20 protein-coding genes are annotated in these 18,180 nt (G+C 40.9%); 6 read left to right on the top strand and 14 right to left on the bottom strand.

Features of this window, described 5'->3' with window-relative positions; genetic code table 11:
• Positions 1 to 4: 4 nt before the first annotated feature.
• Positions 5 to 1,810, bottom strand: a complete 1,806-nt coding sequence (locus tag BTR25_RS06945) for a glycosyl hydrolase family 18 protein (RefSeq protein WP_075687334.1) — start codon at positions 1,808 to 1,810, stop codon at positions 5 to 7.
• Between the two features lie 313 nt (positions 1,811 to 2,123).
• Here BTR25_RS06945 and BTR25_RS06940 point away from each other — a divergent pair, with 313 nt between their 5' ends.
• Both BTR25_RS06940 and BTR25_RS06935 read left to right on the top strand, forming a co-directional pair.
• Complete coding sequence (locus tag BTR25_RS06940) at positions 2,124 to 2,468, top strand: ArsR/SmtB family transcription factor (RefSeq protein WP_075687333.1); 345 nt, start codon at positions 2,124 to 2,126, stop codon at positions 2,466 to 2,468.
• 152 nt (positions 2,469 to 2,620) lie between these two features.
• Positions 2,621 to 3,130: an SRPBCC domain-containing protein gene (locus BTR25_RS06935; protein WP_075687332.1), complete on the top strand. Its 510-nt coding sequence runs from the start codon at positions 2,621 to 2,623 to the stop codon at positions 3,128 to 3,130.
• A gap of 169 nt (positions 3,131 to 3,299) precedes the next feature.
• Here the strand turns inward: BTR25_RS06935 and BTR25_RS06930 are convergent, their stop codons facing one another.
• A complete protein-coding gene (locus BTR25_RS06930; protein WP_075687331.1) occupies positions 3,300 to 4,292 on the bottom strand; it encodes a 2-hydroxyacid dehydrogenase in 993 nt (330 codons plus the stop codon).
• Positions 4,293 to 4,560: 268 nt separating this feature from the next.
• Positions 4,561 to 4,734, bottom strand: a complete 174-nt coding sequence (locus BTR25_RS27430; RefSeq protein ID WP_175596709.1) for a hypothetical protein — start codon at positions 4,732 to 4,734, stop codon at positions 4,561 to 4,563.
• 154 nt (positions 4,735 to 4,888) lie between these two features.
• On the opposite strand from BTR25_RS27430, the gene BTR25_RS06925 reads away from it, so the two are divergent.
• From BTR25_RS06925 to BTR25_RS06915, 4 genes are all read left to right on the top strand, one after another.
• A complete protein-coding gene (locus BTR25_RS06925) occupies positions 4,889 to 5,806 on the top strand; it encodes an SDR family oxidoreductase (protein WP_075687330.1) in 918 nt (305 codons plus the stop codon).
• Between the two features lie 203 nt (positions 5,807 to 6,009).
• Positions 6,010 to 6,141 (top strand): hypothetical protein, encoded by a 132-nt coding sequence (locus BTR25_RS28390; RefSeq protein WP_303046816.1) that lies wholly within the window; start codon positions 6,010 to 6,012, stop codon positions 6,139 to 6,141.
• 19 nt (positions 6,142 to 6,160) lie between these two features.
• Entirely contained in the window at positions 6,161 to 6,403 is a 243-nt protein-coding gene (locus BTR25_RS06920) for a hypothetical protein (protein WP_075687329.1), read from the top strand.
• An 82-nt stretch (positions 6,404 to 6,485) separates the two neighbouring features.
• Positions 6,486 to 6,653, top strand: a complete 168-nt coding sequence (locus BTR25_RS06915) for a DUF3934 family protein (protein WP_075687328.1) — start codon at positions 6,486 to 6,488, stop codon at positions 6,651 to 6,653.
• Positions 6,654 to 6,727: 74 nt separating this feature from the next.
• On the opposite strand, the gene BTR25_RS06910 is transcribed toward BTR25_RS06915, so the two are convergent.
• From BTR25_RS06910 to BTR25_RS06860, 11 genes are all read right to left on the bottom strand, one after another.
• Entirely contained in the window at positions 6,728 to 7,483 is a 756-nt protein-coding gene (locus BTR25_RS06910; RefSeq protein WP_075687327.1) for an NRDE family protein, read from the bottom strand.
• A gap of 123 nt (positions 7,484 to 7,606) precedes the next feature.
• Positions 7,607 to 8,350 (bottom strand): TPM domain-containing protein, encoded by a 744-nt coding sequence (locus BTR25_RS06905; protein ID WP_075687326.1) that lies wholly within the window; start codon positions 8,348 to 8,350, stop codon positions 7,607 to 7,609.
• Entirely contained in the window at positions 8,350 to 8,925 is a 576-nt protein-coding gene (locus BTR25_RS06900) for a LemA family protein (protein ID WP_075687325.1), read from the bottom strand. Before BTR25_RS06900 ends, BTR25_RS06905 begins: the two co-directional genes overlap by 1 nt.
• A gap of 110 nt (positions 8,926 to 9,035) precedes the next feature.
• Entirely contained in the window at positions 9,036 to 10,451 is a 1,416-nt protein-coding gene (locus BTR25_RS06895; RefSeq protein WP_075687324.1) for a sigma-54 interaction domain-containing protein, read from the bottom strand.
• Between the two features lie 117 nt (positions 10,452 to 10,568).
• Entirely contained in the window at positions 10,569 to 11,345 is a 777-nt protein-coding gene (locus tag BTR25_RS06890; RefSeq protein ID WP_075687323.1) for a 3-hydroxybutyrate dehydrogenase, read from the bottom strand.
• Between the two features lie 61 nt (positions 11,346 to 11,406).
• Positions 11,407 to 12,843, bottom strand: a complete 1,437-nt coding sequence (locus BTR25_RS06885) for a GntP family permease (protein WP_075687322.1) — start codon at positions 12,841 to 12,843, stop codon at positions 11,407 to 11,409.
• Between the two features lie 301 nt (positions 12,844 to 13,144).
• Positions 13,145 to 14,329, bottom strand: a complete 1,185-nt coding sequence (locus tag BTR25_RS06880) for an acetyl-CoA C-acetyltransferase (protein WP_075687321.1) — start codon at positions 14,327 to 14,329, stop codon at positions 13,145 to 13,147.
• A 34-nt stretch (positions 14,330 to 14,363) separates the two neighbouring features.
• Positions 14,364 to 15,014, bottom strand: coding sequence for a 3-oxoacid CoA-transferase subunit B (locus BTR25_RS06875; protein WP_075687320.1), 651 nt, complete (start codon positions 15,012 to 15,014; stop codon positions 14,364 to 14,366).
• Complete coding sequence (atoD, locus tag BTR25_RS06870; RefSeq protein ID WP_075687319.1) at positions 14,995 to 15,672, bottom strand: acetate CoA-transferase subunit alpha; 678 nt, start codon at positions 15,670 to 15,672, stop codon at positions 14,995 to 14,997. The genes BTR25_RS06875 and atoD overlap by 20 nt, the downstream gene beginning before the upstream one ends.
• A gap of 195 nt (positions 15,673 to 15,867) precedes the next feature.
• Positions 15,868 to 16,305, bottom strand: coding sequence for an SRPBCC family protein (locus tag BTR25_RS06865; protein ID WP_075687364.1), 438 nt, complete (start codon positions 16,303 to 16,305; stop codon positions 15,868 to 15,870).
• Between the two features lie 226 nt (positions 16,306 to 16,531).
• Entirely contained in the window at positions 16,532 to 18,154 is a 1,623-nt protein-coding gene (locus BTR25_RS06860; protein ID WP_075687318.1) for an ATP-binding protein, read from the bottom strand.
• Positions 18,155 to 18,180: the final 26 nt, after the last annotated feature.

The following is an 18,180-nucleotide window of genomic DNA, read 5'->3' as shown; positions in this document are numbered from 1 at the left end:
ACTACTATTTTAAATCATTATAAACCTTAGTTAATAGGACTTTATTAGGGTCTTGGCTCAGTTCCCACATCATTGCTCCACCCAAGCCCTTTAATTTAATATAGGAGGTTTTATAACCTACCGATTCTGTATCATCATAACTGATAAACTGTGAACCATTAAACAACCAAGGCACTTTTGAATCTGGTTCCCAAAAATGAATAAACCCGTTTCTGTTTATATAGTTCGCTTCTAGACTGGCATAACTAATGGAGGAACCCCCACCCGAAAACGGCTGGTATAATCCATTATTTGAATTGGTTACTTGATTATAGACCCTTCCGTAAAAAGGTATTCCCATAATGAGTTTGTTTGATGGAACTCCATTGCTGATAATTGTTTGAACCGCATCCTGAACACTCCACTCCCCATAAAACCTTGACTCAGGATCTCGATAAAGCGGAGAATTCATACCAGTGATCGTATCCCAAGATCCATGGATATCATAGGTCATTAGTTGAATATAATCTACATACTGGTGAAGTAAATTTAGTTCAGTATTCGCCGCGTAGCCTTTACTAGCACCTGCAGCAATAGTAAGTAAATAGGTTTTCCCATCTTTTGCACTTTGGGCATCCAGGACTTCTCTCATTTTCTTTAATAAAAGAGTAAAGTTCTGCTTGTCCTCTGGACGGTTGATATTGTCAGCTTCTCCCCCTGCTACAGGGTATTCCCAATCTAGATCGATGCCATCAAAGCCATATTTTAAAATAAATTCAAGACTGCTTTCAGCAAAGATGGTTCGTGATTGCTCCGTAAGTGCAACATCTGAAAACCTTTCTGACCAAGTCCACCCACCTACAGAAATTAACGTTTTTAAATGCGGGTATTGCTGTTTAAGCTTCGTTAACTGATAGAAGTTCCCCTTATATGGCTGCTCAGCAGTATCGCCGGGAAAGGGTTTTTCAATATCAGCCCATGAATCTCCCACTGTAATCTTTCCATCTGCAGATATGTTTGCAAAAGCATAGTTCAAATGGGTAAGCTTACTTGCATCGATATTGTAGACCTGAAAATTTAAATAGGTAGACCAACCGGTGAAGTAACCAACTCTTTTAAAATCAATTGGAAGAGGAGTTGCTGTGTTTTTTACGATTACTGTCTTCGTCACTTCCGTCTTTTGGTTTGCAAGATCGTAGACGACTACTTTCAGAACCTGTTCACCATCAGGGACCCAAGGATCCGTTGCCCAATTCACAGTGTATGGGGCGGATGTTAACGTCCGAATTAAATAGCCCCCGTTGCTGCTATAAAATTCTACCTTGCTTATTCCTATGTCATCGCTGGCAGTAACAGATAAACCCACGGTACCACTAATCGTCTTGCCATCGGCCGCAATAGGCGACAACTGAATTTCACTAACCTGCGGCGGTAAATCTACCACATTCTTTGAGGCTGTTACCACTTTGATCGTGTTACTAGATGTAGATATATTCCCCTTGGCATCACGAGCTTTCACAAAAAAGCTATATGACGTATTAAAATTTAGATTTTTTACTGAATATGTGGTCGAGGATACATTTCCTATTAATCTATTATCCTGGTAAACTTCATAACCGGTAACCCCTACATTATCTGCCGAGCTATTCCAAGCTAATGATACTATCGAATCTGTTATATCTGCAGCTCGCAGATTGGATGGTGCTGTTGGTGCAATTTTATCCGGTTTCGCCGCTTCAGCAACGTTTGTAAACGTGCTAAGGAACAGCAGCAAAACGACCAATAATGTACTAAGCTTGCTCATTCTCAGTCCTTGATTTTTCCTCCACATCTCTGGTTTCCTACCTTCCCCGTATTAAAATTACAATCTATCTGTAACTTAATTGTAATATAATAGAATCTTCGGTTATACAGGAAAATAGTAGAAGAGTTAATGAATAACGGGTTCCATTACCATTACGAACTATTAAAAATTTAAATAAAAATGGGTGCCAAACTGTATGTGAGTTGGCACTCATTCTTTATTGATCTAACCTACTTCATTAGAGAAGTAGGTTATTTTTTCAAAAAGAAAGGTCTTTTGGAAATAAAAGTAAACATCGCACCAATATGCATCGACGGGAATATTCCTTATAGGGTATATTATGAATATGAAAACAATTAGTGTTTTAGCCGAACCTAAACGGCTGCTCATTGTTGAACTCTTGCGTGAGGGGCCTCTCTCTGTGGGGGAAATTACTGAACGACTAGGTTTCAATCAACCTCAAGCTTCGAAACATCTCAAAGTTCTAAGCGAAGCTGGTACCGTAGAGGTGGAGGCAGTTACTAACCGTAGAATTTACAAACTTCGACCAGAAACGTTCCAAGAACTTAACACCTGGATTGAGTCTTATCGCAACATCTGGGATGAGAGGAATGACAGACTCGAAAACTATCTCCAAAAATTGCAGGGAAAGGAAGTGGAATCTGACGACAAGGAATCCAAATAGCTTTTACCTTTATTTGAAGTAAGTTAAAGGAAAGGCGGAATCGAGGAGAGTCAGCTAGTTTATCAACAGTAGAATAAAAATACAATGAGCCGTTTTTTCATCTAGAGGAATCCACAGAAATTACTTTAAAATTTAATTATGGAGGAATTTATATGACAACAAAAACGATTTCAAAGGTAGAGGGTAACGTACTTGTTCTTGAGCGTGTGTTTGATGCACCTAAGGAGCTAGTATTTAGTGCATTCTCGCATCCAGAACATCTTAAACAGTGGTGGGGACCTCGTGGTTGGATTCTTACTGTATGTAACGTTGACTTTAGAATAGATGGCATCTGGCATTATTGTATGAAGTGTGTTGATGAGAACCTAGGAGATTTTTTTGGATTCGAATCTTGGGGAAAAGGGCTTTATAAAGAAATCATTCAAGATGAAAAGATAGCTTATATTGATTATTTTTCCGATGCTGATGGAAATGAAGCTGACGGGATGCCTTCAACTTACATCACTTTATCTTTTGAAGAAAATGACGGAAAGACAAAGCTTATTAATCGCGCCGTATACGCTTCTCAAGAAGCACTCAAAACGGTCTTAGATATGGGTATGGAACAGGGAATAAATGAAACATGGGATCGTTTAGAGGAACATCTTGGATCCATTAAATAATGATAGAAACAAGCAATCCATGTGGATTGCTTGTTTCTGTTTCAATTTATTTTTCGTAATCTACACAAAATTGGCTGAGTAAAGTTGAAGTTGATGGAAATCACCTACATTTGAATAATTATTTTCGATTACATATTGGGGTTTTGCGATTGGAAACTCAACCCGGTAGTTAATGATCGCTCTCTTTTTTGTAAGCCATTGGGTTAACTGTATTTTCTGGCATCGCCCCTTGAAGTCCCTCAATTAGCTGTTGGGCTGCTAGTCTAGCCATCGCCAGCCTCGTTTTCACACTAGCACTTCCTATATGCGGTAATGTGACGACGTTAGGGAGTGTTAACAACGGGTGTTGAAGAGGCACCGGTTCTTGTTGAAAAACATCCAAGCCTGCGGCCCAAATCTGTTCATTTTTTAAGGCATCAAATAAAGCCTCTTCATTGACGACTTCTCCACGTGAGGTATTAATTAATATGGCCGTCTTCTTCATTAGTGCTATTTCATTCCTATCAATTAAATGTTTTGTCTCTTTTGTAAAGGGTGTTAGTAAACAAACAAAGTCAGATTCTGTTAGCAAAGTTTCCAGATCTTTATATGTGGCCCCTAGCTCTTTTTCCGCCTCTTCCTTTCGGCTCCGATTATAATAGATAACATTCATGTTAAAACCATTTGCCCTTCTCGCAACAGCTTGTCCAATATTACCAAACCCGATGATGCCAAGGGTAGCACCAAAGATATCCTGCCCCGATAATTGCATCGGTGACCACGTTTTCCATTGTCCTTTTCTAAGAAAATCAGAAGCTTCTACCAGCCTTCTTGACGCTGCCATCAAAAGCGCAAAGGTTAAGTCAGCTGTCGTTTCTGTAAGGACCCCCGGTGTATTGGTAACGATAATCTTTTGATCTGTTGCTGCCTGTATATCAATATGGTTATACCCTACTGCCATTGTGCTAATTACTTTAAGTATTTTTGCCTTATCGATTAACTTGGCATCTATTCTGTCTGTTAATAAACAGAATAGTGCATCCACCGATTCAATTTCTCGTTCGAGAATTTCGTATGGGACAGGTTGACCCTCTTCCTGCCACATAGTGACCCGGCAATATTCCTCTAACATCGCCACAATTTCATCTGGCAGCTTCCTTGTGATGTAAATCTTCGGCTTCATTACTCTTCATCCCCTGATATCTTTTTTATCATTATTATAAAGTGAAACTTCCAGCAGAGGGGGATTTTTTTCCACCCCCCTGATGGTTAGTTGAACTTACCCGAGCTTTTACGGGCAGTTATCCTCCACCTAGGATTCCTTGTTTTCACTCATAACCCTAAGGTGGAGGGTCTTACTGCCCGTTAATGCAGGATAAGTGAAACTTCCAGCCGTGCCCGTTAATACGGGATAAAACAAAAAAGGAAGGGATTACCTTCCTACTATAAAACTATATAACCGGATAGTACTGTTCGTATCTTGGATTGCAGTAGTATGGGGGCCTTGGTCCAATAAGGGGCATTTTCAAAGGAGTTTTATTAAAATTATATTGTAACTCCACTTCTTCATCTGATTGATCAACTAACAACAGCTGTACTTCACGGCTGAATTGATAATACTGCACGAAATAACCTCCCTAGAGCTCTTTGTATATCCTTCACTTTATTCCTGCAGCTGCCGTTTCGAGCCCGTACCGATAAGAGGTTTTTTAGCGGATAAGCACGATTCCTGCCCATATAACATAAAGTAATCCCAAAATGGTTTTTAGGAGGGTCACGATGCCACAAGATGATAAAAATCAAGATTATCCCCTTTATCCCCATTATGGAAAAATAACCCGGTATGAAGATATTCCGCTTACCGTGCCAGAGCAGCGACAGCTCCGCCAGCCTGGTGTTGAAAAATTAATGGTGCCAAGGCCAATCATAGAAAATCCAAACTACAAAGGCAGTGGAAAACTGGCAGGGAAAGTTGCTTTAATTACTGGCGGTGACAGTGGTATCGGAGCAGCGGCTGCGATTGCTTTTTCCAAGGAAGGCGCTGACGTTGCGATTTCCTATTTAGATGAGCACGAGGATGCCGAACGAACGAAGTCACGGATAGAAGAACTGGGACAACGTTGTCTACTTTTGCCTGGGGACTTACGAAAAAAACAACAATGTATTGATATTGTTGAAAAAACCGTTCAAACTTTTGGAAAGCTTGATATTCTTTGTAATCATGTAGGAATTCAGTTTCAGCAACTAAGCCTGCTGGATATTACCGACGAACAATTTGATGATACCTTTAAAGTAAATATTTACTCTCATTTCTATACAACCCGTGCCGCCCTTAAATACTTAAAAGCTGGAAGTTCAATTATTAATACAGCATCTGTTGTTGCCTATGATGGGAATGATCAATTGATTGACTATACTGCAACAAAAGCAGCCAATGTTGGTTTCACACGTGCCTTGGCCAATAATTTAGTTGATAAAGGGATTCGGGTAAATGCCGTAGCACCGGGACGGGTTTGGACTCCACTAATTCCATCAAGCTTTTCCGCTGACCAAGTCCCGCTTGCAGGCAACCCGATGAAGCGGCAAGGTCAGCCGTTTGAACTCGCCCCTGCTTATGTCTATCTCGCTTCCGATGATTCACGTTTCATGACGGGGCAAACCCTTCATGTAAACGGCGGACAAGTGACGTCTTCATAGGGCAAAAAGGTGCTAACCTCAAACGGTTGATTTGATCTTTTGAAGTTAGCTTTTTTAAAATATCAGCAAAAAATCACCAATATCATGAAAAAATCAAAATATAGCAAGATTCCTCTTTCTACATCAAAAACATATGAATTCATCTCTAAAAATTGTACAAACTACCTATGACAGTTTGAAGAATCGGAGGTTAAAAAATACTTATGAACAACAGTAAAAAAGATTCCGTTCATATCGTTTCAAATGATGCAGTCCGCGGTAAACCCTATCTCGATATCGACCGCGTCATTACAGAGGGTAAATCAAACATTTCCGATTTTAATAAAAGAAAATAAATACATTGGAGGTCGTTTTATGTCAGAGTTAGAGCCTATTGAATACGAAACTGGTACCGCTATCCGTGATTATGACATTATTAAGATTTCAAACACAACAAATGGATTTGATGTCATGCTTGATATTAATCTCGATAGCGGCTACTCCTTATCAGGTACAAAGTTAGAAATTTCTAATGAAGATATGGAAGGGTATGAAACAACCGAAGTGGAAGAAGCAATCAAATACGCATTAGGTTTTTTCGATAACGGACTGCATTAAGGCTGCGGGATGACAAAACCTAATTGTGTGGTAGACTTAACTACGAATAATAAGGTTTGTATAATGATAATGGAGTGGTACGATGAGTAAAGCCAAGGGAAAAGGTGGAACCGGACAGGGAACAGGTAAGAAAGGCTGGAACAGGTGGCAGAAAAGCGCCAACAAAGCGAAAAGTGCAAAGCCCTATGTTAGTAAAGGCGTGAAAAGAGCAGACGGCGAAAAGGCAGCCAGCGACACTAAAGGTGACTAATCAAACGTTTGATTCGTCTCCTTCGACTATATTTAAAAAGAAATGTCCTTCACTTTAATGAAGGACATTTCTTTTTAAATAGGAATCGTAAACTTCTGTTCAGTTACGCTATCGTTTGTAATGACACGTTCTATGTATTGAAACTCGCGATCCGACATGAGTAGAACCGTCGAACTCCTTGTTCCATAGCCCTCACTTTTGATAAAAAGTGGGGAAAGCATTCTCTCCAAATCTAACGAAACCCCCGTTTTTGGAAGACTTTCATCAGGAGCCGGGTCGGCGTTTTGTAATAGAGTAAACAGCTTTTCTGTTAGATCATATTGGCTCTCTTTTAGAATAGCGGACATGCCTTCCTTACCAATCTGCACCTTCGGCCACTCTGTATTTAACAGATGATTGCTGACACCATGTATCCCCGGCTCAACCTTCTGCAATTCATGGCCAACATTTGAATAGTAATAAAGGGAATCCATATCTCCTGCTAGTAAATTATAACCAGGATACAGTAAAGGATTCTTTTCTAGTCTTTTCATATATTCCTTTATTTCGCCCTTATATGTTAGGGCATTTGCGACTACTTCTCCACGTGAACGTTTTCCGTCAGTCAATTCATTTGGGTCTCTATAATTGGTCAGAGCGGCAAAACGGCCGGTTCTCGTCACTCCCATCCATGTGCCCATTTTTTCTAAATCTCGCCCCGCAAGAATTTCAGGACTCTCCTCCCAATAGTGAGCAGAAGCGGTTGGCCGCTGATAAAATTCATCCCGATTTGCAGCAACCATTAGTTTGTATTCAGGATGAACATGATAGGCAAACAGAACCAAACACATAACCATCACAGCCTTTTTTAATCTTATTTTAACTGTTAATTAGAATGGAGTACATAAAGAGAACTCCAAAAAGCCCCAATCCTGTTATATAGGATTAAGGCTGTTTTTTAAAGTAAAGTTCTTTTACCAGCCACGACTCGCTCCCCCGCCGCCTGAAGAACCTCCTCCACCGCCTCTCGGACCGCCTCCTCCTCCACCTCGACCGCGGGACAACATGGAAAGAAGGAGGTAGGTAAGTGTACCTCCAAAGAACTTGAAGTCTAGAAATAGTACAACGACAACGATGATAATCAGTAACCATGATGGAATTCCTATTCCTTCATTTACAGGAGGCTGAGGTACTGCTTCGCCTGATTGTAATCCTTCTAAACTGTATTCAGCAAGAACCTCATTTACTAGTGCTTTGTAGGTTTCTATGATCGCTTGATTAGGCTGTTCAGATTGTAGATAGGGAATGGCATATTCGTCTAGTATTCGGCCCGCTTTACCATCAGGTATCCTGCCTTCTAAACCATAACCAACTTCAATCTTTATATAACGATCATTTGTGGATACGACAAGGAGCACTCCATTGTTTTCTGCTTCACCGCCAATTCCGTATTGGCGAAAAGCTTGATTTGCAAATTGCTCGATGGTTTGTTCACCAATGGTTTCTACCGTTAGCACGGCCACTTGTGCAGTTGTCTGGTCCTCAAGAGTTCTGCCAATTTGTCTTAACTCTGCTCTTTCGGGTTCGGTCAAAATATTGGCAAAGTCTTGGATGTAAATGTCTCCAACTGGTGCAGGAACCCGGATTTCCTCAGCAAAAATAGTTCCTGTAAAAATGAAAAGCAACAAAACAAAAATGGAAATCCTAATGGCTGGCATTAGTCATTGCCTCCGAAATTAACCTCTGGAGCTTCAGCTGCACGTGGATCGGCATTAAAATACTCTTTTGCATCAAAGCCTGTAATTCCTGCAATAATCGCGCCAGGAAATCTTTTAATTGACTTATTATAAGTGCCTACTTGGTCATTGTAATCCTGTCTAGCGACAGATATTCTATTTTCGGTTCCGGCTAATTCGTCCATTAATTGAGTGAATTGGCGATCCGCTTTAAGGTCCGGATAATTTTCAACTACCACTAATAACCGGCTTAGTGCACCTGACAACTCTGCATTGGCAGTTGCTTCTTCCTCTGGAGTTCTCGCCCCTGCCAATCTGGCACGAGCATCAGAGATGGATGCAATTACTTCCTGCTCATGAGCAGCATAGCCTTTTACCGTATTAACAAGGTTTGGTATAAGATCCAGTCTTCTCTGCAGTTGATTTTCGATTTGCGCATAGGATTGGTCCACATTTTCTTCCAAGGTGACAAAATTATTATAGCTAGACATAAGCATCATACCGAAAAGCACGAGCACTCCTACGGCAATCCCAACAGCAATTAGTCCTTTTTTCATTCTTCTTAATCCCCTCCTTTTTATTAGTATGTTTCATTTTTAAAATATGTTTCATCTAAACTAAGAGAACAAAGCCTAACAAAAACGAAAACACTCCCTTCTGGAAGTGTTTATTTAATATCATATAATTTACATTTTTCGTAAAAACTAGTTTTACCGATTTCTAAGAGTTTTGCTGCTTCCTGCTTGTTCCCTCCGACCTTGTTAAGAGCATGCTGGATGGCTTCTTTTTCAACTTTGGTAAGCGTTTCTTTTAAGGGCTGAATCCGCACTTCCCCTTGTTTTGATGACCTAGTTTCGATTGCAGATTTTGCAGGATCTTCTGTCCCATTGTCACGCAAGTATAATGGCAAGTGGGACAATTCAATCCTATTTCCATCTAACACATTAATCGCACGCTCTAACACGTTCTCGAGCTCACGAATATTCCCTGGCCACGTATGGAACTGAAGCCTTTCAATCACTTCAGGAGAAATGGAGATGGCTTTACGGTAAAATCTGCCCTCTAATTTTTCTAATAACTTTTTAGATAGTAACTCGATATCGTCAATTCTATTTCTAAGAGGGGGTATCTCAATCTTTATAACATTTAACCGATAATATAAATCCTGGCGAAACTTTCCCTCTTCTACCATCTTTTCTAAATCACGGTGGGTGGCAGCAATAATCCGTACATCAACAGGAATTGACTTATGCCCGCCGATAGCTTGAATTTCTTTTTCCTGCAATACCCTTAGCAACTTACTTTGCATTGCCAGCGGCATATCTCCAATTTCGTCAAGAAAAATAGATCCGCGATTCGCTAGTTGAAATTGCCCCTTTTTCCCCCCTTTTTTAGCCCCAGTAAAAGCACCATCCTCATAGCCAAATAGTTCTGATTCCAGCAAATGCTCTGGAATTGAAGCACAGTTAATTGCAATAAAGGGAAATAATGCACGTGGACTGTTGGTATGGATAGCATGTGCAAATAACTCCTTCCCTGTTCCGGATTCTCCTAGTAATAATACATTCGACTGACTACCTGAAATTCTTTCCGCCAGCCCTTTTACCGTTAGGAAGGAACTGCTCCTACCTATAAGGGTATCAAAGGAATATTTACTTTTTAATTCTCTTTCAACTTTCGTTTTATAATATTTTAATTCATCAACAATATGCTGGATTTTACTTTTATAAACATGAAGTTCTTCAGGGTTACGAAACATAACAGTCCCGACAGCCCCTACCAATTCGCCCTTGACAATCAGAGGGAATCGATTTGCAATCATCTCGCTGCCATTGATGTGTTGAACAGCTGCAATTTCTGCCTGTCCTGTTTTAATCACGATATGCATTCGGGTGTTTTCGATGACATCTTGAACAGGACGGCGTACTGCTTTTTCCATAGTAGTCCCCAAAAATTCACAATATGCTTCATTGATATAGGTAATCACACCATCTCGGTCAACTACCACAATTCGTTCAGCAGATAGGTTAATAATTTCTTCGAGCCAATTATAGGGAATCTCATCAATTCCTAAGTTCACCATCACTCACCTCTGCTCTATTTTCTATTGTCATTATAGCAAATATACTTTTATTTTTTCGAACAGATCCGACAAAAAAGAACCCCATTCGGAATGACCGATTAGGATTCTTTTTCGTTTCTATTGTACTGTATAACCACCGTCTAGAATTACAGCCTGTCCTGTCACTCCTTTTGCCTTTTCACTTGCTAAGAAGGCTGCGTAATCAGCAATCTCAGATACCGCTAATAGTCTTTTTTGCGGTACAAGCGAAAGCAATACATCGTCAAGCACACGCTCTAGATTAACATTCCTAGTTTCTGCTAAATCCTTTAATTGGTTCCTAACTAGTGGTGTATCAACATAACCTGGACATAAAGCATTTACGGTAATTCCATGTGCAGCTCCTTCTAAAGCCGCTACTTTTGTTAAACCAATCACTCCATGCTTTGCACTATTGTAAGCAGCCTTTCCTGCAAAGCCAATCACACCATTAATAGAGGCCATATTAATGATGCGGCCGAAGCCCTGTTCTTTCATGATTGGGAAAACATGTTTAATTCCAATAAAGGGGGCAGTTAACATTACTTTGACTAAAAACTCAAATCTCTCGGTTGGGAATTCCTCAATAGGCGAAACATATTGAAGTCCCGCATTATTTACTAAAATATCAATTCTTCCAAATGTTGTATATGCTAATTCAAGAGCGTTTTTAAAGGCAACCTCATCTGTAACGTCACATGGAGCGGAGAGCGCTTCATGCCCTAGGTTCCTTAATTCAGCTGCTACTAATTCACTCTTTTCCTGATTTAGATCAGAGATCACAACCTTTGCTCCTTCTTGTGCAAAAGTTTTGGCAATTTCTAAACCGATTCCACTTGCAGACCCTGTAATAAACGCTACTCTTCCGTTTAACATGATAAAACCTCCTAAAATATCTTGTTCAAACTCTACAAATCTATGCAGCTTTTCGTCACCTTTATACAAGACCCAAGTACGTGTAAATGGCAATAACGAAGAAAACCGCTACTGTTTTAATAATGGTAATTGCAAATATGTCACGATAAGATTGTTTGTGTGTTAAGCCTGTAACTGCTAGCAAGGTAATAACAGCACCATTATGCGGAAGTGTATCCATTCCTCCTGATGCCATGGCTACTACTCGGTGCATCACTTCGGGTGGGATATTGGCAGCAGCAATCGCCTGGTTGTATTTATCAGCCATTGCCCCTAGCGCAATACCCATTCCGCCGGATGCCGAGCCGGTAATACCTGCAAGTGTACTAGTGGTAACAGCACCATTGACAAGCGGGTTTGTGAATGTGCCTCCAATACCATCACTGATTTTTGCAAAGCCAGGAAGGGCAGCAATTACCCCGCCAAATCCGTACTCAGCCCCCGTATTCATCGTTGCAAGCAAGGAACCGCCAATACTTTGGTTAAGACCTTCTTTAAATTTATGTGTAACTCTTTTCCAATCGTACGCAAGTGAAGAAATAATCCCAACTGTTAACGCCATTTCGATCGCCCAGATCGCTGCAACAGCAGGTACATCAACCGTATATGATAGCCCGATCGCAGAAAAATCGAATCCATTTGGATACCATTGCGGTATGTAAGTAATAAACAGCTTATTAGTTACTCCTACAAGAATTAACGGGACAAAAGCCAATACCTGCCTTAAAACAGATTGTTTTGCTGCTAAGTCAGGAGTGGACTCTTCCTTTTCTACAACCATTTCTTTTGCTAGGGCAGCGGCATTTTCAGCTCCGAAACCATAATAGCCTTCACCCATTTTTTCTGCTTTTTTCCGTCTCATTTCTAAATACAATAATCCAAGAGTTAAGACAAAGATAGCACCAATGATCCCAAGGATTGGGGCTGCATAAATGTCTGTTTTAAAGAAAGCAATGGGTATAACGTTTTGAATTTGGGGTGTTCCCGGTAAAGCATCCATCGTGAAAGTAAATGCCCCAAGTGCAATGGTTCCTGGAATAAGCCTTTTAGGAATATTGGCTTCTCTAAACATCTGAGCAGCAAATGGATAGATGGCGAAAACAGCTACGAACAAGCTTACTCCGCTATATGTTAAGATTGCCCCAAGTAAAACGATTGTCAGCATGGCTCGTTTTGCACCAAGCATATTTACAATTGTCTTTGCGATTGATTCAGCAATTCCTGACATTTCAACTACCTTCCCAAATATTGCTCCTAATAGGAACACTGGAAAATAGGATTTAATAAAGCCAACCATTTTTTCCATAAACACGCCAGAGAAGAACGGTAACACATGGATCGGTTCGATTAGCAGCACAGCTAAGATGGCACAAAGCGGTGCAAATAAGATAACTGAAAAACCACGGTAGGCGGCCAGCATTAACAGTCCGAGCGCCAGAAGTATAACCAATAAATCCATATAAATCCCCCTATATCTATCTAATGTGTAAGCTATCTCCCCACGCACCCTCAGTAAGCGTTTACATAAGAAGCCTACATTTCTTATAATGCAATTACTGTGCCAACAAGGAATGTAATCTATTATTCTTTTATCAACCTATTTTATCTTAATAGATCTTCATAGTTTAAAGTTGAAAAAATTTTTATAATGTTATTACCAAATTTACGCTATTAAATATGCTTATTCCGTTTTTACGGAATTTCGTCCGAATACCATTCCGCAAAAGTGGAATTTTCCGTTTTTACGGAATAGTCAGCTTCTAGTTTTCCATCTCAACGATCGTTGCTATCCCTTGCCCTCCGCCAATACAAAGTGCTGCCAATCCATAGCGAGAGCCTTGGCGTTTCATTTCATGGAGTAAAGTAACAAGCACCCGCGCACCGCTAGCACCAATTGGGTGCCCTAATGCTACTGCTCCCCCATTTATATTCAGTTTTTCTTTAGGAATCTGAAGGTCACGACCCACTGCCAGAGACTGAGCAGCAAAAGCTTCGTTAGCTTCCACAATGTCTATATCATCCATCGAAAGTCCAGCTTTTTCTAAGGCTTTCTTGGTGGCTGGAACAGGTCCAATACCCATTATCTTCGGATCAACCCCTGCAGTACCATTTGCACGAATAATAGCCAGTGGGATAATGCCCAGTTCAACCGCTTTTTCTTTACTCATTAATACTAATGCTGCCGCACCATCATTAATTCCAGAAGCGTTTCCGGCTGTAACAGTCCCATCCTTCTTAAAGGCTGGTTTTAGTTTCGCCAGTGTATCCGCCGTTACCCCTGAACGCGGGAACTCATCTGTATCAAAGATATTCGGGTCACCCTTTCGCTGTGGGATGACAACAGGAACGATTTCTTCCTTAAACTTACTTTCCTTTATTGCATGTTCCGCCTTTTGCTGGCTCCAGGCGGCAAACTCGTCCTGTTCTTCTCTGCTCAACCCATACTGCTCAGCTATATTTTCGGCAGTGACACCCATATGGTAAGAATTTAATGCACATTGCAAACCATCGTGAATCATGCTGTCAATAATCCTTCCATCGCCCATTCGATAACCTGAACGTCCGTTCGTTAATAGATAGGGTGTTTGACTCATATTTTCCATGCCGCCTGCAACGACAATTTCTGCTTCACCGGTTTGGATTGCCTGTGCCCCAAGATGTACGGCCTTTAATCCTGAGCCACAAAGCTTGTTAATGGCCATTGAAGTGACTTCATTTGGCAATCCAGCTTTTATCGCCGCTTGACGTGCTGGCCCCTGTCCAAGACCAGCCTGGAGAACGTTTCCCATTATGACCTCATCGACTTGTTCTCCCTTAATACCGGCGCGGTTTATCGCCTCCTTGATGACAATTGCACCTAATTCCGTTGCTGGGATGTTACTTAATGTACCCATGAAATTCCCTATCGCTGTCCTTACAGCACTAACAATTACAACATCACGCATCAATTCTTCCTCCTGTTTCTATGAATCTATATTTTTATAAAAGATTGGGGTTTATGTTATAGGAAGCCTCTGTTCTTTCACGAACCGTCTCTAAATCAACACCTTCTTGAAGCTCTTCAAGTACTAAGCCTTCTACTGTTACCCGAAAAACGGCTAGTTCGGTCACTATCAAATCAACCACGCCTTTACCTGTAAGCGGTAACCGGCAGTTTTCTAAAACTTTTGATGAACCATTTTTAGCAGTATGTTCCATCGCAACGATGACCTTTTTAGCACCCGTTACGAGGTCCATCGCACCACCCATACCAGGAACCATTTTCCCTGGAACCATCCAGTTGGCAAGATTCCCTTTAGCATCAACCTCTAACCCTCCTAGAACCGTTACGTCAACGTGACCGCCGCGAATTAATTCAAAGGAGAACAGGCTATCAAAGAACGCTCCTCCAGGCAGGATACCTGCTGGCTGGCCCCCTGCATTTACTAAGTCAGGGTCAATCTCTCCCTCTAAAGGACCTAAACCAACATAACCATTTTCCGATTGAAGGATGACACTTACATGGTCTGGTAAGAAATTTGGCACCATGGTCGGCAGCCCAATCCCTAGGTTTACTACATCTCCGTCTCTCATTTCCTTCGCAACGCGTGCGGCAATCATTTGTTTTGGACTAATTTGTGTAAGTACCATTAGCGCTTCCTCCTTGAACATAAATTTTGTCTACTAATATACCAGGAGTCATTACTTCGTCCGGATCAATTTCCCCTATTTCGACGAATTTTTCTACCTGAACAATGACAAGATCTGCTGCTAAAGCCATAAAAGGATTGAAGTTTCGTGCCGAGCGGTGATAGACTAAATTCCCTGCCTTATCCGCTTTATAAGCTTTTAATAGCGCAACTTCTGCTCTAAGCGGTTTTTCTAGTAAATATTCACGTCCGTCTACAGTTAGCTTCTGTTTTCCTTCTTCTACAACCGTTCCAACCCCTGTAGGCGTAAGAACCCCTCCAAGTCCAGACCCTCCAGCGCGCACCCGCTCTGCCAGCGTACCTTGTGGAACCAGTTCAACCTCCATCTCACCAGCGATCATTTGCCTGCCCGTTTCTGGATTTGTACCTATATGTGAAGCAATTACCTTTTTAACACGGCGATTTACAATTAAGGGACCTACTCCCGAATCAGCAAAAGCGGTGTCATTTGCGATCAGTGTAATATCTTTTATATCAGCTTCGAGTAAGGCGGATACAAGGTCTTGTGGTGTACCAACACCCATAAATCCACCTGCCATTATGGTCATTCCATCCTTAAAGAGCGATGAAACTTCCTCGATTGAAATCAGTTTATTCATTATCAGCACCTCCTGAAAGTATAAAGTGAGGTTCACTCACACCTTTTTAATATGCAAGAAACATGCCAACTATTGTGGAATGGTTAAACAACGGAGAATTCGAACAAAATAGAATCGAAAATGAGGGAAAAATAAAAGCTCCCTATGGCTTAGGAAACTTTCCTAACCATAAGGAGCTTTGTAGATTAAGCAGCATCAACGGCTTTCGAGGATTCGCTTAATTTTTTTTAAGTCTTTTTTATTTGCACGTTTCATTGCAGGTACCATAAACGGCGCAAGAAACTTCGAGAAGCCGGAGGGGTTTCCCCTATTTCGTAAGGTCATAAGCGTTGATTGCTCACTCTTCTTATCCCAAGTGTAAGTTGTCTCCATTGGGAAAGGCCCATCTGCTGTACTCATCACAAGCTTCTCATTCGGGATATACTCAACTATTCGGTAGACATAGGCAAGCTGTCTTCCGAGGAAATTCGCTTTAAAGGCGACTTCCGAACCTAAAGTCAAAGGTTTCGGTGTCCTCCACTCAGCAGTGTCAATATTGGAATACCATTCAGGAGCATGATCAGGGTTAGATGCATAAGCAGCTACCTCCTCAAGAGGGCAATCTATCACAATCGTCGTCAAAACATCCACCATCAGCACCATCACACCTTTACAAATTAATCATCACCCCCCTAATATAACCAAAACCAAAACACATCTGTCAAACACCACTGTCCACCCCAGGCGTACAAATCAAGTGATTTGTCTTTCTGTGGTGCCTGTCACCACAGAAAGACAAAACGACGAAAATGTACACGAGCGGTGACAGGCACCAAAAAAAGCACCAAAAAAGCACCCTTTTGATGAAGGGCGCCGATTTCTATATTGTATGTGGCAGGGTGATTTGGACGAGTGTTCCTTGTTTTAGTTTGCTTTGGTAGGTGATGGTGCCTTGGTGTTGTTTGATGATTTTGTTACAGATCATCAGGCCGAGTCCTGTGCCTTTTTCTTTTAGTGTGTAGAATGGTTCTCCTAATCTTGGCAGGAGTTCTTCTGGGATTCCACAGCCCTGGTCTCGAACGGATATAACACAGTTTCCATCAGGTCCCTTTTCTAAGCGAATCTCGATATCGCCGCCTTCTTGCATTGCTTCAATCGCATTTTTTAAGATATTAAGGAAAACCTGTTTAAGCTGATTTTTTTCACAAATAAGCTCGATATCATCATCCTCAATAAATAGTTTGAACTGGATATCATTCATCATTGCCTGTGGAGCGAGCAGCTCCAATGTGTTTTCGATTAATTCCGGCAAATTGGCATAGTTTAGTTGAACTGCCTGAGGTTTGCCGAGCGACAATAGCTCACTAGTAATAGTCTCTATTCGTTCAAGTTCACTCAGCAGTAAGTCATTATATTCTGCTGTACTTTCGTCCTTTTTATAAAGCTGAATAAACCCTTTAATAGTCGTTAGCGGATTACGGATTTCATGAGCTACCCCCGCTGCTAATTCTCCTACAATCGAGAGCTTTTCCGATTGCAGGAGAATTTCCTCTGCTTTTTTCCGCTCAGAAATATCCCGGCTAATGATGACAATATGTGCTGAAAGCTGTTCATCACCCTTAACAGGAACACATCTCGACTCAAATTCAATCCAGTAACCATCCCTATGGTAAAGGCGAAACTCCAATGACTGCGGTTCTTTATCCTCAAACATCTTCGTAATTGAGTTTTTAAACTCGGGCACATCATCGGGATGTAAAAATTCGCACAGCTTAAACTTTTCTAACTCTGAACAGTTGTACCCTAATACAAGTTCATGTGACGGAGAATAATAATTTATGGCATGATCTTTATTCATGACCATAATCAAATCGGAAGTATTCTCTGCAATTAAGCGATATTTTGTCTCACTGGCTTCTACTATTTTATACATATCTGACAATCTATTGTTTAAGCGATATAACTTCACATATGACTCGATCAATAGTGCACCTATAATAACACCAAGCATGACAAATAACAGGTATTCTATGTGAAAAACAGGATTATTTCTAAATATATTAAATGTGAATATAGTGATTAAATAGATTATTGAATATACTCCAAATAGAGCCAATGCCTTTTGGGCAGGAGAATGTCTTTTTATGTAATAATGAAAGATCGTAAGTCCGACCATAACCATCGTCCAACCAATAATCGCTGGAGCCCAATTCCCACTTGAAGCCAGCCTTGCCATTAAGGCAAAGGAACCTGTTAGCACACCTGGCCCTGGGCCAAAATAGGCAAACACTAAAATAACAGGAGCATACCTTATGTCATAGGAATATCCCTGTTCTTGAACGGATAGATTAGTTAGAATAACAGAAACTATTCCTCCATAGATACTGACCCAAAAGGGTACATCCCTTGGGATTCTATGATTGATAAATGACCGGATGACTAACGGCGTACTAACCAAAAGCGAAAAAATTGAGAGATTGACTATATAGTCTAAAAACACCATGTGACTCACCCATTCTCTGTTGAATT

The sequence above is a fragment of the Bacillus sp. MRMR6 genome (assembly GCF_001940785.1).
GTDB lineage: Bacteria > Bacillota > Bacilli > Bacillales > Cytobacillaceae > Neobacillus.
This window is presented reverse-complemented; position numbering and strand designations above follow the sequence as displayed.